Raw genomic sequence first — 17,530 nt, 5'->3', positions numbered from 1 at the left:
CCTGCCGGACATCTCCCCCTCAAGGGGGGAGATCAGACGTCAAGTCGACTTTCGCCAATCTCCGACGCTCCTGGGGAAGAGCCGGCCGCGCAACTGCTGATCTCCCCCCTAGAGGGGGAGATGGCCGGCAGGCCAGAGGGGCGCGCCTCGCGCCGGCTTTCGCTATTGGCATGGCGCCCATGAACCGCTTCGCCGAGCTTCTCGACCGTCTCGTGCTGACGCCGTCGCGCAACGGCAAGCTGACGCTGCTGACGGACTATTTCCGCAGCGTCGAGGATCCCGATCGCGGGCTGGCGCTCGCCGCCATCACAGGCGATCTCTCGATCGCGGCGGTGAAGCCGGCGATGCTGCGCGCGCTGGTGGTCGAGCGCATGGATCCGGTGCTGTTCGGCTATTCCTACGACTATGTCGGCGACCTCGCCGAGACCGTGTCGCTGGTCTGGCCGCAACCACAAGGGCACATCCCCAATCATGCGCCGACGCTTGCCGAGGTGGTCGGCAGACTGCAGGCGGCGAGCCGTTCCGACGGGCCGAAGGTTCTGTCACGGCTGCTCGACGACGCCAGCATCTCGGCGCGCTTCGCCATCATCAAGCTGGTCACCGGAGGCTTGCGCATCGGCGTGTCGGCGCGGCTTGCCAAGCAGGCGCTGGCCGACCTCGGCCAAGTCGACGTCGCCGAGATCGAGGAGCTCTGGCATGGGCTGGCGCCGCCTTACACCGAGCTGTTCGCTTGGCTCGAGGGCCGGGCAGAGAAACCGACCAGTGCCGCGCTCGCCCTGTTCCGGCCGGTGATGCTGTCCAATGCCGTCGACGACGGCGACCTCGAAAAGCTCGACCCGGCCGATTATGCGGCGGAATGGAAGTGGGACGGCATCCGCGTGCAGGCGGTGTGCGAAGGCGGTGTGCGCCGGCTCTATTCGCGCACCGGCGACGACGTGTCGGGCGCCTTCCCGGACCTTGCCGCGGCGATGAACTTCGAAGCGACGCTCGACGGCGAGCTTTTGGTCGGGGATCCGCGCGAGGCGACCGGAACCTTTTCCGACCTGCAGCAGCGGCTGAACCGCAAGAGCGTGTCGCCAAAGATCCAGCAGCAATATCCGGCCTTCATGCGCTGCTACGACGCGCTGCAGATCGACGGCGATGACCTGCGCGCGCTGCCCTTCGCCGAGCGCCGCAAGCGGCTCGAGGCTTTCGTCAAAACTCTCGACCCGAGCCGCTTCGATCTCTCGCCGCTGGTCGCGTTTTCCGACTGGGAGACGCTGGAGCGGCTGCGCCAGGCGCCGCCGCATCCGATCATCGAAGGGGTGATGCTGAAGCGCTGGGATTCGCCCTATCTTGCAGGCCGGCCGAAAGGCCCGTGGTTCAAGTGGAAGCGCGACCCGCACACCATCGACGCGGTGCTGATGTATGCGCAGCGCGGCCATGGCAAGCGTTCCAGCTTCTATTCCGACTATACGTTCGGCGTCTGGTCCGGGCCCGAGGGATCGGAAGAGCTGGTGCCGGTCGGCAAAGCCTATTTCGGCTTCACCGACGAGGAGCTGAGAGAAATCGACAAATATGTGCGCGACAACACGATCGAGCGTTTCGGGCCGGTGCGCTCGGTGCGCGCCGACCGCAGGAACGGCCTGGTGCTGGAGGTGGCGTTCGAAGGCCTCAACCGCTCGACCCGCCACAAATCGGGCGTCGCGATGCGCTTTCCCCGCATCTCACGGCTGCGTTGGGACAAGCCGGCGGCGGAAGCCGACCGAATCGAGACGCTGCAGGCATTGCTGGACGGCTAGTTCCCTGACATTTTGAACGATTGCCGTTTTGTCTTGGTGCAAGATGTCCGTGAAATCAGCGCAAACGCCGGAGATTTGGTTGAAGCCGCCCCAACGTCGTCATTCTATGGCGGAGCAAGGAGCGAAGCTACGCGGCGCAGACGATAGAATCCTGTGACTTCGATGCGTTGCTGCGGTGCAGAATTTTGCTCCGTTGCACGCCCTGGCGAAGGTAACGGCATGGATTCCAGGGTCTCCGCGACGGAGCTTCGCTCCTGCTTCGCCCTAGAATGACGATCGCGATGGGCGTTTCGGCCAATCTCCAAGGCATGCCCACCTGCCAACGCAAACAGAGCCGCCGGTCGAAATCCCTGTGCAGTGGCACTAGAGACCCCAGTCGGCCCAAAGCACCGGGTGGTGCCGCGTCTGCGTAGATAGAGCGACGCGATCACTGCGCAATCGAGACGCGGATCTCGTAAATATCCACCGACTTGCCCTTCTGGTCGAAATCGGAATTGACCGCGATGGTGCCGGCGGCGCCCGGATGCTTGTTCGGGAACTGCACGTCGAACAGATATTCGTTGCGCTCGTGGCCGACCGCGTAGCGCTTGCGGCCGCAATCGCCGAGATCGCCGAAATTGCAGTCGATCGAGATCTGCGTCTCCTTGCCTTCTTCCGAACGGGCGACGATGTCGAACATGGCATGCTTGCCGGCAAGCTTCTCCAGCACGCCCTGGCCGACATCGAAGGCAATGGCCGAACCCGACGCGCCCGAGCGGATGCGCAGGAACTGGCCGGTGTCGTCCTTCATCACCTCGGCGGCGGCGTCGGACGGCGCGCTGACATGGGTCGGGTCGGCGGGCGAGAAGACGTTGATCCAGTTCTTCGACTGGTCGGCCTCACCCGGTTTCTGCGGCGAGCCTGGCTCGGTCGGCTGCGAGGAGTCCTCGTCGTCCAGCGTCGGCGCCGGCTCCGGCGGGCCGGTGTTGAGCTCGGCCGCCGTCTTGAAGACACCGGTCTGCTTGGCGAAGTAGAGGCCGATGCCGGCGGCGGCGAGCAATGTCGCGACGACGAAGATCGCGGTGAGCGGCAAGCGCCGGCCCCTGATGCGCCGCTCGTCGCGGTCGGGCGCGACCTGCGCGCCGTTGCCGACGGGAGCACCCGGCGAATCATCGAGCGAAGGCGCATCGGGAAGCGCTGTCTCATCCGGCATGATGTCGGGCACGCGCGGCAGCACACGCGCACGCGGCCGGTCCGACGCATCGGGCTGGATCGGGCCGTCGACGGTGATCGAGGGCGAGGGCGCGGTTTGCGACGGCGGCAGCGGCGCGTCGACAGACGGCGCGGCCGATATTGCCGGTGCGTCGACGCGGGGATCCGGCGCGCCATTGCCGGCAGGCGCGACGTTTTCCGGCGGCAGTGTCACCTCCGGCACGGCCGGCAGGAACTCTGATTCGATCTCGGTGATCTTGGCCTGGACTGCCTTGCGGCGACCGATGGCGGCCTCCACCGTGACGTTCGGATTGGCCTGCAGGACGCGGTCGAGCGCGGCAAAGGCCGATCGATAGACCTTCTCGCGGAACGCCCGGTCCTCGGCATTGCCTTTCTCGAAGGCATTGCGGATCGCTTTCTCGATGGGGTCCAAGCGAGCTCCCTCTGCGCGTTCGCTCCCGGTTGTCTGGTCGTCGGCCGCAGACGACCAATCGATCAACGGCGAGCGGCTGCCTTGCCGGCCAAAGCCATTTCGGCATTTTTTGTTGAAGAATCAACATTTTTCGTCACCGCGGCTGCAGCCGCGCCGGCCAGCCGGATGCGAAGGACCGCTTACCCGCACGCCGCCTTGGGCCGCGCCGGCGCCCGTCGCGCGGTAACCGTAGATCGGAATTGCCGCCGGCGGGGCCGGAATTCACTGCTGCCCATCTTGAATTAGCGAGCGGTTGAGTCTATCACCCAGCCCATTCTGGAAGCTCAGCGCTTCCCGGGCCGCTTTAGCTCAGTTGGTAGAGCACATCATTCGTAATGATGGGGTCGCGTGTTCGAGTCACGCAAGCGGCACCAAAATTTCTCCACGAGAACCAAACAATTAGCGGAGGCCAGGCGGTGAGCGGTCTGCCGTGAACCATGGGCCATGGGCGGGTGACAAAGATCATCGGCGCGGGCAACCTGCCCCAACGGAATAAGGGGCTATATCTTTAGTCCTTTCGGACCAATGCGCTCGGCAGGATGGACCTCGGTCGATTGTGGGCTGGCGGGCAAATCAGACAGTCTCGCGATCGCACCGGCTGATAACCCCAAGCCCCCCGCCCTATCGGTCGGTGCATGCCCGGCTTGCGGACCTCAAAATCCTAACCACAAAAAGCGAGCCGGGCTTCCATCCGCGTGCCCATGCCGAGGCGTAATTTGTCGGAAATGCAATGAGGAGTTGGACGGTCTATCACGTCGATTTCAGAGCAGGGGGCAGCAGACCGCTTCTAACTGAAATCGGAAGCGTTGAAGCAGACAATCTTTTGGCAGCGGTGACGAAGGCACAAGCATTGTGGCCCGATGAAAGGTCCATGACCGTCCGCCCGGCCGCAGAAGACAGCCAATCGGCACAGCCGCCGCACCCACAGCGCGACACCGATTGAACCCAAGGAGTGATCGGGCCGCTCGCTTCGGCCCCAAAGCACCGACATGATCCGGCCACGCCTACCGAGCTGCCCGGCGTGTCCACAAGCGGCATCATTTTCACGCCTCCCCTGCACCACGTGATCGGCGCATCTCGGCCATTGTCGGGAGCAGTTGTTGGTGGGAAACTCCCTTTGTCAGCATGGGAGGTCGAAATGCCCAATAGTTTCAAGACCGGAGACGTCGTCAGGCTGAAATCCGGAGGCCCGGAAATGACCGTCAGCGACGGGGCGGCGTCCGGCACGTATCTGTGCCACTGGTTCAACCGCGAGGGCGACGTCTGGACGCCGCAGCATGCTGGTTTCAAGCAGGACCAGTTGGTGGCCGTCGACCAGCCGAGATAGCCGTCGCCCTCCTGCCCTTAGGAATGCTTCGGTCCGGCTGTGCCGGATCCGGTAGGTTTGTTGTCCGGTCGAAAAGGACCGACGGATTTTGCTCTGTCTCGCGTTCAACGGTTGAAGCGTGGCCGCCAATGGCCGCGCCCAACCGGAGACGAGAGCATGATCCGCCCCACCATATTCGTCGTTGCCCTTGGCTTGCAGACCGCGTTCGCGGTCGCCCAGACAAGGACGCCTGCCCCCGCGCCGGCCCAGACGGCGCCGAGCAGCTCGGCTCCGGCCGCCAAGTCTGACCAACCCAAATCCGGCCTGACGCTAGAAAAGTTCGAGGCGCGCCGGGAGAAGGCGTTCATCCGGGCCGACAACGACAATGACGGCAAGGTCAGCCTCGCCGAATGGACCGCTTTCCAGACCGAGCGCAAGGCCAAGGGCGATCCGGCCAAATCCTTCGCGCGCATGGACACCAGCAAGGACGGCTTCGTCGACAGGGGCGAGCTCGACGCCTTCCTCGCCAAGCGCTTCGCCAGGCTCGACGAGAATAGCGACGGCGTGCTCGGCGCCGACGAGAGGCCGGGCCATAAAACCGCTCCCAATCAGGAGCAATGACCAAGAGGCTATGCCGCACAATGACAGCCGCGAGCGTCCCGATTGATGGGCGCCGATCCGGACGAGGAACTGGTACGCCGCATCGGCGCCGGCGACCCCGCCGCGGTGCAGGCGATGGTGGCGCGCAAGCTGCCGCGCATTCTGGCCCTGGCCGCCAGGATGCTTGGCGACCCGGCGGAAGCAGAGGACGTCGCCCAGGAGACTTTCGTGCGCATCTGGCGCCACGCTTCGGGCTGGCGGCGGGGCCACGCACGCTTCGACACCTGGATCCACCGCGTCGCGCTCAACCTCTGCTACGACCGGCTGCGGCGCCGGCGCGAATGGACGACGGACGAGCTGCCGGAGGTGGCCGATGAAACGCCGCTTCCCGATGCCTTGCCGGGCGACGACGAGCGCAGGGTCAACCAAGCGCTGCAGCGCATCGCGCCGCGCCAGCGCGAGGCGATCGTGCTGGTGTATTATCAGGAGCTTTCCAACATCGAGGCCGCCGGCGCCATGCAGGTCAGCGTCGATGCGCTGGAAAGCCTGCTCGCGCGAGGCCGTCGCGCTTTGCAGGCCATGCTCGTTGGAGACGATGGCGATGACTGAGACAGCAAAGGCATTGCCGGCTTTGCGAGCAAGGACGTGGGGGGCCATGTCGGAACGGCGGAAGGGGGAACGAGATGGCTGAGAGGACCGCAGACGGGCCAATGGATGCCGGGCGCTTCGCTGCGCTGGCGGATGCCTATGGCAGCGCCTTGCACCGCTGGCCGCCGGGCGAACAGGCGGCCGCGATACTGTTTGCCGACACCAAGGAGGGTCGAGCCATCCTGGCGCGCGCCGGCAGGCTCGACGCCATCCTCGACCGGCATCGCGTCGAAATACCCAGCCCGGCACTGCATCGCATGATCGTCGCCCGCGCCGCGACCGAGATCAGGCAGGAGCGCCGCCGGCGGTTCTGGTGGCTGGGCTTCGGGCTTGCCGGCGCCGGGCTGGCCGGTGCCGTGGCGGGGCTGGCGCTGGTGACCGTCGTCAGCCCGGACATCCAGCCCGATCATTATGTGATGGACGCCAATGCGACGTCTTTCGGCGACGCCGGCCCCGATGCCGACCAAACCGAGGAGGATCTATGAACCCCCGTCTTGTCGCGGCCTCCCTGGTGCTCAACGTCTTTCTGATCGGCGCGCTCGCGGGCGGCGCCGGCTGGCTGATCGGCAGGTCCAATCCGGGCTATTCGCTGGAATCGGTCGGCGGCAGGCTGCCTGCCGCCGACCGCAAGATCTTCCGCCAGGCGTTGCGCGAGGTTCGCCGCGAGTCCCGCGATGTTATCCTCGACGGCCGGGCCGCAAGGCGCGAGGCGGCGAACCTTCTGCAACAGCCGATCCTCGACACCAACGCGCTTGCCGCCGCCCTGGAGCGTGCGCGCAATGCCGATGTCACTGTGCGCACCAGGCTCGAGCAACGCATCATCGAGTTCGCCGCATCGGGCTCGCCGGAAGACCGCCGGCTGCTGGCCGACGCCCTGCTTCGGCGTGCCGGCAGGCAGCCACCCGCAAAAAAATCGCCATAGGCAGCGACGGAAAGGGCGACCGCGCTCCGTTCAAGGAAAAGAGGGACAGGCCTGCGACCGCCTTGGCGGCAGGTTCTCTTCAACCTCGAAACTTTCGGGAGTATCCCATGAACAGTCTGACGAAATATTCGATCGCGGCCGCGCTCGCCATCGGCGGAACGGCGGCCGCAAGCGCCGCCTCGGCGATGCCGATCGCACCGGTTGCGCCCTCACCGGCGCTTGTCGAGCACGTCGCCTGGGGCTGCGGTCCGGGCTGGCATCCCAACCACTGGGGCCGCTGCGTGCCCAATCGCCGCGTGATCTATCCCGGCTATTACTATTGGGGCGGACCGCGCGTCTATATCGGCCCGGTCTGGCATCCCTACCATCGCTGGCACCACTGGCGCCGCTGGTAACAACCCTTCACGATGCCGGTGCTGCGGCCGGCATCGTGAGTATCCCCGATAATCCATGAAACCGACGCGATCTGCGCCGGCTTCAACGGAGGCTTTGTTGGCCGCACCATTTGCAAATTCCGTTTCGCCGGATCCCGCCCTAGTGGCGCTCAACCGCTTCGGCCTCGGCGCGAAACCCGGCGCCGAGTTTGGCAAGATCGCCGCCGATCCGCGCGGCTACCTCGAGGCCGAGCTCAAGCAGCAGGACATCGCGCTCATTTCCCCCGACGACCCGCGGAATGCCGGGCTGCTGGACAGCACCGCGGCGATCCAGGCCAGCATGGCGGCGGCCATGGAGCGCAAGGCGGCGCGGGATAAGAAGGCGGCGGCCGCCATGCAGCCGATGGCGGCGGATGATCCAGCCGGCCCGGCAGCGACACAAGCCAAACCCGCGGTGCCACGTGTCGAGGCCGATATCTATCGCGACGAGGCGCAGGCCCGGTTCGACAAGGCGCTCACTACGGCGCCCGGCTTCGTGGAGCGCCTGGTCGGCTTCTGGTCGAACCATTTCTGCGTCTCCGTCGCCAAGGCGCCGGTCGTGCGGGCATGCGCCGGCGCCTTCGAACGCGAGGCGATCCGCCCCTTCGTGCTCGGCCGCTTCGCCGACATGCTTTTGGCGGTCGAGCACCATCCGGCCATGCTGTTCTATCTCGACAACCGGCAGTCCATCGGCCCTGATTCCCGCGCCGGCAAGCGACGCGGACGCGGCCTCAACGAGAACCTCGCCCGCGAGATCCTGGAATTGCACACGATGGGCGTCGGCAGCGGCTATGCCCAGGCCGACGTCACCAGTTTCGCGAACATGCTGACCGGCTGGACGATGGCCGGACGGGAGGGGCGGCTGCGAGAGCCGGGAAGCTTCGTCTTCAACGCCAATGCGCATCAGCCGGGCCAGGCCGTGCTGCTCGGCAAGACCTATCCTGACGGAGGCATGGGCCAGGCGGAGGCGGCGCTCAACGACATTGCCCGTCACCCGGCCACCGCGCAGCACATCGCCACCAAGCTTGCTCGCCATTTCATCGCGGACGATCCGCCCGAAGCGGCGGTCGCCCGCCTGGTCACGGTCTTCACCAAGACCGACGGCGACCTGCGAGCGATCGCGTTGACGCTGATCGACATGCCCGAAGCCTGGTCGACGCCGCTCACGAAGCTGCGCTCGCCCTTGGACTTTGTCGTGGCGTTGCGCCGGGCGGCGGGCGCCACCGCCGGCAATGAACCGCAACGATCGCTTCGCTGGCTGAGCGTGCTCGGCGAACCCTTGTGGCGACCGCCGGGGCCGAACGGCTTTTCCGACCGGACGGACGCATGGGCTTCCGCCGAGGGCCTCAAGACGCGGCTGGACATTGCCTGGCAGGCGGCGAAGCAGGCGGACGATATCGGCGATCCCGAGGAGATGCTGGCGTCGCTGATCGGCACCTCCGTCTCGACCGAGACACGCCAGGCGATTTCGCGCGCGGAGTCCCGGCAGCAAGGCCTGGCGCTGCTGTTGATGGCGCCGGAATTCCAGCGCCGGTAATTCCAGCGGCGGTAACAATGATGGAGATGCGGCCATGAGCCTTCTTTGCGAAACCCCCAGCCTGTCCCGCCGCGCGGTGCTGATGACCGGCGGCGCGCTGTTTGCCTGGGCCTATCTGCCGCGCTTTGCCCGCGCAGCCGACAAGCGCGACCCACGCCTGATCGTCATCGTGCTGCGCGGCGCGCTGGACGGGCTGTCGACCGTCGGGCCGGTGGGCGATCCGGACTATGCCGGCCTGCACGGCGATATCGCGCTTTCGCTCTCGGGCGCCAACCCGGCATTGCCGCTTGACGGTTTCTTCGCCGTCAACCCGGCGATGCCGGTGTTCGCGCGCCTGTTCAAGGCAGGCCGGGCGGCGGTCGTGCACGCGGCCGCGACCGGCTACCGCGAGCGCTCGCATTTCGATGGCCAGGACGTGCTGGAAAGCGGCCTGCCGGGCCCCGGCAACGCGACCACCGGCTGGCTCAACCGAGCGTTGGCCAGCCTGCCGGCGGGCGAGCGCGTGGCGAGGCTCGGCGGGCTGGCGGTCGGGCCGTCGACGCCGCTGGTGATCCGCGGTGGCGCCCCGGTACTCGGTTGGGCGCCGCAGGCGCTGCCGACGCCCGGCGATGCGCTGGCGGAGCGTGTGCTCGATCTCTACAACCATCGCGATCCGGTGCTGGCGGCCGTGCTTCAAAAAGGGCTCGACGCCGATCGCATGGCGCTGAGCGACCAACTCGACGGCAAGACGATGAAGCCTAGGAGCGGCCTCGACAATGCCGCCGGCATGCGGCAGTCGGCGCAAGGCGCGGCGAGGCTGATGGCGGCCGATGATGGGCCGCGCATCGCAGCACTCGCCTTCGACGGCTGGGACACGCATGTCAACGAAGGCGGCGCCACAGGGCGGCTCGCCAATCTGCTCGGCGGCCTCGACGGGGCATTCGAGGAGCTCGAGAAGGGGCTTGGCGAGCGTTGGCGCGACACCGCGGTCGTCGCCATCACCGAGTTCGGCCGCACGGCCCGCATCAACGGCACTGTCGGCACCGACCACGGCACCGGCACCGTGGTGCTGCTCGCCGGCGGCGCGATCAAGGGCGGCCGCGTCATCGCTGATTGGCCGGGGCTGAAGGCGGCGCAGCTCTACGAACAGCGCGACCTCGCGCCGACCAGCGATGTGCGCGCGGTGCTGAAGGGGCTGCTGGCCGATCAGTTCGGACTGTCGCCGGCGGTGCTTGGCGACAAGGTGTTTCCGGAGTCGGCGGCGGTGAAGCCGATGCGGGACCTGGTGGCTTGAGTCGTGGGGTTTGCGTTCAGCGATAGGCTGGCGGCGCCAGTCAGTTCGTCATCCACGGGCGGAGCGGGAGCGAAGCGGACGCGGAGACCCGAGGATCCTGTGTGAGTGACTTTGATCGTAGCGTGCTGCGGAGCAGAATTCTGAACCGTGGCAACGCCTCAACGTCACGGAATGGATCCTCGGGTCTGCGCTGCGTCGCTTCGCTCCTTGCTCCGCCCGTGGATGACGAGGCTGAGGGGCTCGGCCAATCACGATTGCTGGCGCGGAGGCCCACCGAATGAACCCCTGCATGGCGAAGCTCGACAAAAGCCCGCTCCGTTTCCGGAGCGGGCGTCTGTCCCAAAAGGCGATCATCAGCTCCAATAGCCGGGGTGCCAGCGGCCGTGATACCAGAAGCCGGGATGCCAATGGCGCACCGGCCGGATGAACCGGCGGCCGTTGGGCACGCATCTGCCCCAACGGTTCACGTGCCAGCCGGGACCGCAGCGCCAGCCGACGGCTTCGATGGGCAGCGGCGAAGCAGCTGGCTTGGCCATCGGCATAGCCTCAGAGCCGGCGCCGGAAAGCATCAAGGTGCCGACGGCCAAGGCGATGGGCAGAACGTATTTTGCGAGCATGCGTTGTCTCCGTAATTATCCCTACCGCCGTGAAACGGAGGACAGGGCCGAATTCCGTCGGAGCGGTTTGGATCACATCTTCGTTAGACCAATTCGCCACGCAGTTTCGGTCGGTGCGGCTCTGCAGGGCATGGTTGGCCTCAGCCTTTGCCCATAACGAATTGATTCATATCAACGCGCCAGGACGTGTCCTGCGCTAGCGTTGGAAGCACCGACCGACAAAAATTCTCGAGGCCGAAGGCCGGCTGAAAACGGGAGATCATGCCGATGATGATCCGCACACTCTCCGCCCTGGAATGCACGAAAATGCTGATGGCCAACCGCACCGGACATCTGGCCTGCGCGAAGGATGGGCAGCCCTATCTGGTGCCCTTCAACTACGCCTATGCCGACAGCCACCTCTATGCCTTCTCCCTGCTGGGCAAGAAGATCGACTGGATGCGGGAGAACCCCCTGGTGTGCGCGCAGGTTCAAGAGCACACGCAAGGGCGCGGCTGGCGAAGCGTGATCGTCGAAGGCCGCTATGAGGAACTGCCGGACCGGGTCGGCCACAAGGTCCAGCGCGATCATGCTTGGGCGGTGCTGAGCAAGCACACCGCTTGGTGGGAGCCCGGCGCACTCAAGCCCGTCGCGCCTCCAGTCTCGGACAGCCTGCCGCACGTCTTCTTCAGGATCCTTGTCGAACAGGTCTCTGGACGGGAAGCGAGCGAATAGGCTCGCTCGACGGTTATTAAGCCGGCTATCCGCCAAGCGTCGCCACGGTCTTAAGCGCGCCGTCCAGCATGTCGCCCTTCTCGTCCTTCAGCGCTGCTTCGCGCAGGCGGCGGATCCAGTCGGCGGCGTCTTCGCGGCCCTCGAGCATGGGAAGCGCCGAGAGCACGCGGTCGAATTTCGACCGGGCGCGGGCATGGGTGTCGCTGTAGCCCTTGATCAGCCGGCGGCAGTTCAGGATTTCGGTGGCAAGCGCATAATCCTGCCGCACATAGCCGAGCGCCAGGTCGTACCAGCGCTCCAGATGCGCGACCTCTATCCGATGGCGCAGCAGGCGGCGGCGCCAGCGGCGCAGGCCGCCGATGAACCACAGCATGGCGAAGCCGGTGAAGCTGTCGGTGCGGATGTGGCGGCCGCGATTGATGCGGCGGTCGAGGAAAGCGGCGAGCTTGGGCCGGTTCTCGATGTAACTGCCGAGCCCCGCCGGCAGCGTGCCGCAGAATTCCTCGATGCGCGGATGGAAATATTCGGTGACCTGCAGGACCGAGCCTTCCCTGACGCCAACCTCCTTGCGCACCCGCCTGTCGCGGGTCGAGCGCGTCTTCAGATCGGCGACGCGGATCATGTCGTCATAGCACATCGCGTTGGCCAGATGCTTTGCCGCGGCGATCGACAGCGCGTAGCCGCGCTCCGCATTGTCCTGCGCCACCGCCTTGTCCAGCCGGTCCAGATACTCGCCGCTATAGGCGATGTCCTGGTAATCGACGACCTTCTTCAGGCCGCGCTCGGCCATGTCACGCAGCGGTTCCGGCAGCAGCACGACGCGAGCGACAAGCTCCTGCCAGCCCTTGAGCAGGGTTTCCGGTCCGCTGACCTTCGCCGTCGACTTCGGTTCGGCAGCAGCAGGCTTTGCTGTCGTATCGTTTGCCGGCGCTGCCGCGATCCCGCGCGCGCGATCGTAAGCCGCGCCGAAGGCGGCGAGGCTTGGCTTGACGCCACGGCCGCCGGCGCCGATCGCCTGCTCATAGCTTTCGCGGGTGAAGGGCAGCGCGTCGGAGCCGGCCAGCGCGCCGAGCAAGCTGGCCGAGATCATGGTGCCGTTGTCGGCGGCGATCTTTTCCATGTCGAAGGCGATGAAGCGCCTGGCCGCCGCTTGCGCCGTCGCGTGGACCTTTTCCGACGAAGCGCGGCCGTCGCCCGGCTCGATCTTTTCCGAGACGGCGGCGATGCGGTGCGAAGAGGTGATCAGCGTAGTGCGTTCGGGCGTGACGAAACCGCGGATGATGGCACGGCCGGCTTCCATCAGCTCGGCCGCGATCAATATGTCGACATCGCCCTGCGACGGCGACAGCGCGAAGACCGGCAGCCGGCCGGTGTCGCGGGCCATCTCGATGTAATAGATCGTGGCGCCGGTGCGCTGGGCGACGCCGGCCACGGAGGTCGATTGGGCGATATAGCCGTTGCGCTCGGCGACGTCGGTGATCCAGTCGGCGAGCACGCCGCCGCCCTGGCCGCCGACCGCAAGCACGGCGAGTTTTATCACCCGCTCGTCGTTTGAGGCGCCCGTCTTCGGGCGCAGCGCTGCGCTGGGATCAAGCATCGGCGAACATCAGGCGGCGGCTCTCCCGGCGGCGCTGCAACAGGCCGATCGCGGCGCGGCGCACGCCTTCCAGGAAACGGTCCCAGCGGCCGGGGTTATGCACGACATCGGCACGGTAGAAGGACGGGCAAAGCACGGCGGCGTCCGCCACCTCGCCGCAATTGCCGCAGCCGACGCAATTCTGGTCGATAGAGGCGACCGGATCGTCGCGCAGCGGATCGTCGAGCGATTTCACCGACAATGACGGGCAGCCGGACAGCCGCATGCAGGCGTGGTCGCCGGTGCAGATGTCCTCGTCTACGCCGAATTTCGGTTTGACCACGCGCTCGCCGCCCTTGATCGCCTTGTCGACCAGCGGCTTCTCGCGGCGCTGGCGGTTGAGCATGCATTCCGACGAGGCGACGATGACCTTCGGCCCCTTCTCCTCGGTGGTCAGCGCATCGCGCAACGCGGCTTGCATCTTGCCGACATCATAGGTGCGGTCGATATGGCGCAGCCATTTGACGCCCATGCCCTTCACCGCTTCATCGATCGGATGCTTGGTCGACTTGGTGCGGTTGTTGGCGCGCGAGGACAGGATGTCCTGGCCGCCGGTGGCAGCCGAGTAGAAATTGTCGACGATGACGATGACGCCGTCATTCTTGTTGAACACCGCATTGCCGATCGAGGAGGTCAGGCCGTTGTGCCAGAAGCCGCCATCGCCGACGAAGGAGATCGAGCGGCGTTTGGCGTCGGGCGAGTTGAAGGCGGAGGCCGAGGCCGGTCCCAGCCCATAGCCCATGGTGGTGGCGCCGAGCTCGAATGGCGGCATGATCGAGAACAGATGGCAGCCGATATCGGAGGCGATGTGATGCTTGCCGAACTCATGCTCGACCAGCTTCGTCGCCGCGAAGATCGGCCGTTCGGGACAGCCGATGCAGAAGCCCGGCGGACGGCCGGGAACGACATTGATGAGATCGGCCGTGTCGACGCCCTCGCCCAGCTTGTTCGGCGCGCGCACCTCGCCCGGCAGTAGATGCGGCGCGTGCGCCCGCAGAAAGGAGCCGAGGCCGTCGAGCATCACCTGCCCGGTATATTCGCCGGCCATCGGCAGATGCTCCTTGCCGACCAGCTTGGTGCCGCGCCCGGCCTTGTGCAGCATCGCGGCAAAGGCCTGCTCGATATAGTTGGGCTGGCCCTCCTCGACGACCAGCACCGCCTGCTTACCCTCGCAGAAGGCGAGGAACTCATCGTCGACCAGCGGGTAGACGGCGTTGAGCACATAAAGCGGCACGTCGGTCTCGCCGTAAGTGTCGGCAAGGCCGAGCCGCTGCAGCGCGCGGATGACGGAATTATACATGCCACCCTGCATGACGATGCCGACCGAGCCGTGATCCGAGCCGAAGATCTCGTTGATCTTGCGGTTCTTGATGAAATCGACCGCCGCCGGCCAGCGCTTGGCGACCTTTTCCTTCTCATGCAGGAAAGAGGCGGGCGGCAGCACGATGCGGCCGGTGTCGCGGCGCGGCGCCGACAGCGCATCCGCGACCGACATCGGCGGCCGCTTGTTGTCCTTGGCGATGAAGTGGCCGTGCACATGGCAGCAGCGGATTCGCACCTGCAGCATCACCGGCGTGTTCGACACCTCCGACAGCTCGAAGCCGTCCTCGACCGCCTTGACGATCGACGGCAGGTTCGGGCGCGGGTCGAGCAGCCAGACCTGGCTCTTCATGGCGAAGGCATGGCTGCGCTCCTGCATGATCGAGGAGCCCTCGCCATAGTCCTCGCCGACGATGATCAGCGCGCCGCCGGTGACGCCGCCGGACGCCAGATTGGCGAGCGCGTCGGAAGCGACGTTGGTGCCGACCGTCGACTTGAAGGTGGCGGCGCCGCGGATCGGATAATGCACGGAGGCGGCGAGCATGGCGGTGGCGGTCGCTTCGGAAGCGCTCGCCTCGAAATGCACGCCGAGTTCGCCCAGAATATCCTGCGCGTCGGCCAGCACGTCCATCAGATGGCTGATCGGCGCGCCCTGATAGCCGCCGACATAGCCGACGCCGCATTGCAAGAGCGCCTTGGTGATCGCGAGGATGCCCTCGCCGGCGAATTCCTCGCCTGCGCCAAGCCTCAGCTTTTCGACTTCCTTGGCAAAAGACCGTTCGGCCATCTCCGCCTCCTTCCGTTGCCGCCTCCCATGGGGCGGCGCGTGCATCTAGATCTCGTGCTTGCGGATGTTCTTCAGCATTTTTTGCAGCGTCGCGATCAGCGCGGCGTATTCGGCATCGTCGATACCGTCGAACATGGCTTCGAAAGCGTCATGCATTGCGGGCCAGGCGCGGGTGAACAGCGCTCGCCCGTCATCGGTCAAGAAAACATGGCGGATGCGGCTGTCGGTGACGCCCTGCTCGCGCCGCACCAGGCCCTGGCCTTCCAGCGTATCGAGCGTGCGGCTCAAGGTCGACTGCTCGATGACCGTGTAGACCGAGAGATCGTTGACGGTGACGCCGTCGGCGACCGACAGCACGGCGAGCGTGCGCACCTGCGGGATGGTGAGGCCCTGCTTGCGGAAGTCGTCGCGCAAAGTGGCGTTGTAGCGGCCCATGATGCGGTTCATCAGATAGGGCGCGAATTGCTGCAGGCCGATCTGGCCGAGGGTCGAGATGCGCTGGCGCTTTTCGGCGAGCTTCTGTTCCATCACAGCCTCCCCGCCAGCAGAAAACCGGAGCCGCCGCCGAGGCCGGCGCCTGGATGCGTGGACGCGCCGATATGATAGAGACCCTTGATGCCGGTCTCGTGGTTGCGGCTGGCCTTGAACGGCCGCCATAGGAAGGACTGGTCGATGGTCGACGAGCCGCCATAGGGATCGCCGCCGACAAGGTTGACGTTCATGGCTTCGAGATCGGCCGGCGAATAGGCGCGGCGGGCAATGACCGTCTCGCGGAAACCGTCGATGTGGTTGGCGAGGATCGCCTCGACGCGATCAGCATAGGCTTCGCGCAGCGCGTCGGTCCAGCGGCCGTCTACCGGCGCTTCAAGCTTGCCGGCGGCATCGCCCTTGAGGTGGCGCGGCGCCTCCGGCAGTTGCAGCCACAGGATTGCCTTGCCCTGAGGGCAACGCGACGGGTCGAGCGCGTGCGGCTGGCCGACGCAGATGGTCGGCACCTCCGGCAGCAGGCCGCGCACCGCCTCGTTGCAGGCTTTCGAGACGCCATCCAAACCCGGCGTCAGATGCAGTAGCGCGACCTTGTCGAGGCCCTCGCCGCGCCAGGCCGGCGGCTTGTCCAGCGCATAGTGGATCTGGAAGTTGCCTTTGCCGTAGCGATAAACGCGCGTCGCTTCGACGTCGCGCTTTGGAGCCGTGTCGCCGAGCAGGCGGCTATAGAGCTGCGTCGGCGTGACCGAGCAGATGACGCTTTTCGCCGCTGTCAGCATCTCGCCGGAGGCGAGCCGGACGCCGCTGGCGCGTCCGCCGGTCTGGACGATCGAGGCGACGTCGGCGTTGACGCGGATCTCGCCGCCGCGTTCCCTGATCAGCGCCTCGAAGGCGGCGAGCAGGTTTTTCGCGCCGCCCTTGACGATCGGCGCGCCGGCCGCCTCCAGCGCGAAGGCGATGACCTTGGCGATCTGACCTGAGAAGGCGTCTTCCGGCCCAAGCCCGGCATGCAACACCCAGGGCGCCCAGAGCGCGCGGATAAGGTCGGAAGTGTAGGTCGTTTCCAGCCAGCCGCGCGCAGGCACCAGCGCCTCGCCCATGAAGGCGGCAAGGTTGCGCGGGCCGCGCCGCCAGGCCTCGCCGGCGATGAGCTTGGTCGTCGGATAGGACCAGAGCGCGCCGCCGAGCAGGCCGAACAGCAGCCCGGCATTGCGCTCGATGCCGCCTACATCGGTGCCGTGGCGGTCGCCATCGCCGGAGGCGATCCGGTTCAGCGCCGCGATGTTGGCGGCACGGTCGGTGGTGAGCACAGCATGGCTGCCGTCGGGCGTGAGCACGCCTGTCGGCGTGCTGGTGTGGCAGAACTCCAGCCCATGCCGCGCGAGGTCCTTGCCGAGCGCGGCAAAGGCCGGCGAGGTGATGAACAGCACGAAGGTCGTGGCCATCACGTCATGGACGAAGCCCGGGGCCGTCGCCTCCTCGGTGCGCATGCAGCCGCCGATGCGGTCGTTGCGCTCGAGCACGAGCACGCTCGCGCCCTTGGCACCAAGCATCGCCGCGCAGACCAGGGCATTGATACCGCTGCCGACGATGATGTGATCGGGGGCGGTCATTGGAGGCTCGCAGGTGTTGGGAAGCCAATTGGGCTAAGCCGCGTTCCTTCGCGCCCCCCTCTGTCCTGCCGGACATCTCCCCCACGAGGGGGGAGATCAGCCGTCATCGCGGCTTTCGCCAATTGTCCACGTCGCAGGATCGAGCTAGGCGCCGAAACTGCCAATCTCCCCCCTTGTGGGGGAGATGTCCGGCAGGACAGAGGGGGGCGCCGTG

16 protein-coding genes and 1 tRNA gene are annotated in these 17,530 nt (G+C 66.4%); 11 read left to right on the top strand and 6 right to left on the bottom strand.

Translation table 11 applies throughout. The features are described from left to right. Positions 1-179 precede the first annotated feature (179 nt). Positions 180-1,781, top strand: a complete 1,602-nt coding sequence (locus FJ425_RS15075) for a cisplatin damage response ATP-dependent DNA ligase (RefSeq protein WP_140724549.1) — start codon at positions 180-182, stop codon at positions 1,779-1,781. Positions 1,782-2,208: 427 nt separating this feature from the next. Here the strand turns inward: FJ425_RS15075 and FJ425_RS15070 are convergent, their stop codons facing one another. Next, a complete protein-coding gene (locus FJ425_RS15070; RefSeq protein WP_140724546.1) occupies positions 2,209-3,405 on the bottom strand; it encodes a hypothetical protein in 1,197 nt (398 codons plus the stop codon). 337 nt (positions 3,406-3,742) lie between these two features. Here FJ425_RS15070 and FJ425_RS15065 point away from each other — a divergent pair. The 9 genes from FJ425_RS15065 to FJ425_RS15025 all read left to right on the top strand — a co-directional run bounded on the left by FJ425_RS15065 (position 3,743) and on the right by FJ425_RS15025 (position 10,143). After that, positions 3,743-3,818: transfer RNA gene (locus FJ425_RS15065), tRNA-Thr, on the top strand. A gap of 764 nt (positions 3,819-4,582) precedes the next feature. Then, positions 4,583-4,771, top strand: coding sequence for a DUF2158 domain-containing protein (locus FJ425_RS15060; RefSeq protein ID WP_095766010.1), 189 nt, complete (start codon positions 4,583-4,585; stop codon positions 4,769-4,771). A gap of 156 nt (positions 4,772-4,927) precedes the next feature. Then, positions 4,928-5,371, top strand: coding sequence for an acid-shock protein (locus tag FJ425_RS15055; RefSeq protein ID WP_140724543.1), 444 nt, complete (start codon positions 4,928-4,930; stop codon positions 5,369-5,371). Positions 5,372-5,416: 45 nt separating this feature from the next. Beyond that, positions 5,417-5,959 carry an RNA polymerase sigma factor gene (locus FJ425_RS15050; protein WP_140724540.1) on the top strand — a complete coding sequence of 181 codons (543 nt, stop codon included), beginning with the start codon at positions 5,417-5,419 and terminating at the stop codon, positions 5,957-5,959. A gap of 74 nt (positions 5,960-6,033) precedes the next feature. Then, entirely contained in the window at positions 6,034-6,483 is a 450-nt protein-coding gene (locus FJ425_RS15045; RefSeq protein ID WP_140724538.1) for a hypothetical protein, read from the top strand. Continuing rightward, a complete protein-coding gene (locus FJ425_RS15040) occupies positions 6,480-6,920 on the top strand; it encodes a periplasmic heavy metal sensor (RefSeq protein WP_140724535.1) in 441 nt (146 codons plus the stop codon). Before FJ425_RS15045 ends, FJ425_RS15040 begins: the two co-directional genes overlap by 4 nt. A 107-nt stretch (positions 6,921-7,027) precedes the next feature. Continuing rightward, positions 7,028-7,315, top strand: coding sequence for a hypothetical protein (locus FJ425_RS15035; protein ID WP_140687550.1), 288 nt, complete (start codon positions 7,028-7,030; stop codon positions 7,313-7,315). Positions 7,316-7,412: 97 nt separating this feature from the next. Then, entirely contained in the window at positions 7,413-8,870 is a 1,458-nt protein-coding gene (locus tag FJ425_RS15030) for a DUF1800 family protein (RefSeq protein ID WP_246677943.1), read from the top strand. Positions 8,871-8,904: 34 nt separating this feature from the next. Next, a complete protein-coding gene (locus FJ425_RS15025) occupies positions 8,905-10,143 on the top strand; it encodes a DUF1501 domain-containing protein (RefSeq protein WP_140724529.1) in 1,239 nt (412 codons plus the stop codon). A gap of 353 nt (positions 10,144-10,496) precedes the next feature. Here FJ425_RS15025 and FJ425_RS15020 read toward each other — a convergent pair whose 3' ends face one another. Beyond that, positions 10,497-10,760 carry a hypothetical protein gene (locus tag FJ425_RS15020; RefSeq protein WP_140724526.1) on the bottom strand — a complete coding sequence of 88 codons (264 nt, stop codon included), beginning with the start codon at positions 10,758-10,760 and terminating at the stop codon, positions 10,497-10,499. A 267-nt stretch (positions 10,761-11,027) separates the two neighbouring features. On the opposite strand from FJ425_RS15020, the gene FJ425_RS15015 reads away from it, so the two are divergent. Continuing rightward, positions 11,028-11,474 carry a pyridoxamine 5'-phosphate oxidase family protein gene (locus tag FJ425_RS15015; protein WP_140724638.1) on the top strand — a complete coding sequence of 149 codons (447 nt, stop codon included), beginning with the start codon at positions 11,028-11,030 and terminating at the stop codon, positions 11,472-11,474. A 25-nt stretch (positions 11,475-11,499) separates the two neighbouring features. On the opposite strand, the gene FJ425_RS15010 is transcribed toward FJ425_RS15015, so the two are convergent. Genes FJ425_RS15010 through FJ425_RS14995 form a run of 4 tightly spaced genes read right to left on the bottom strand, consistent with a single transcriptional unit; the run spans position 11,500 to position 17,316 of the window. Next, entirely contained in the window at positions 11,500-13,071 is a 1,572-nt protein-coding gene (locus FJ425_RS15010) for an indolepyruvate oxidoreductase subunit beta family protein (protein ID WP_140724523.1), read from the bottom strand. Beyond that, positions 13,064-15,217, bottom strand: a complete 2,154-nt coding sequence (locus tag FJ425_RS15005; protein ID WP_140724520.1) for an indolepyruvate ferredoxin oxidoreductase subunit alpha — start codon at positions 15,215-15,217, stop codon at positions 13,064-13,066. Before FJ425_RS15005 ends, FJ425_RS15010 begins: the two co-directional genes overlap by 8 nt. 45 nt (positions 15,218-15,262) lie before the next feature. Further along, on the bottom strand, positions 15,263-15,745 hold the full coding sequence (locus tag FJ425_RS15000) for a MarR family transcriptional regulator (protein WP_140724517.1): 483 nt from the start codon (positions 15,743-15,745) through the stop codon (positions 15,263-15,265). After that, a complete protein-coding gene (locus FJ425_RS14995) occupies positions 15,745-17,316 on the bottom strand; it encodes an NAD(P)/FAD-dependent oxidoreductase (protein WP_140724514.1) in 1,572 nt (523 codons plus the stop codon). The genes FJ425_RS15000 and FJ425_RS14995 overlap by 1 nt, the downstream gene beginning before the upstream one ends. Between the last annotated feature and the right edge of the window lie 214 nt (positions 17,317-17,530).

Origin of the sequence: Mesorhizobium sp. B2-7-2 (assembly GCF_006440775.1) — a bacterium.
Taxonomy (GTDB): domain Bacteria; phylum Pseudomonadota; class Alphaproteobacteria; order Rhizobiales; family Rhizobiaceae; genus Mesorhizobium.
This window is presented reverse-complemented; position numbering and strand designations above follow the sequence as displayed.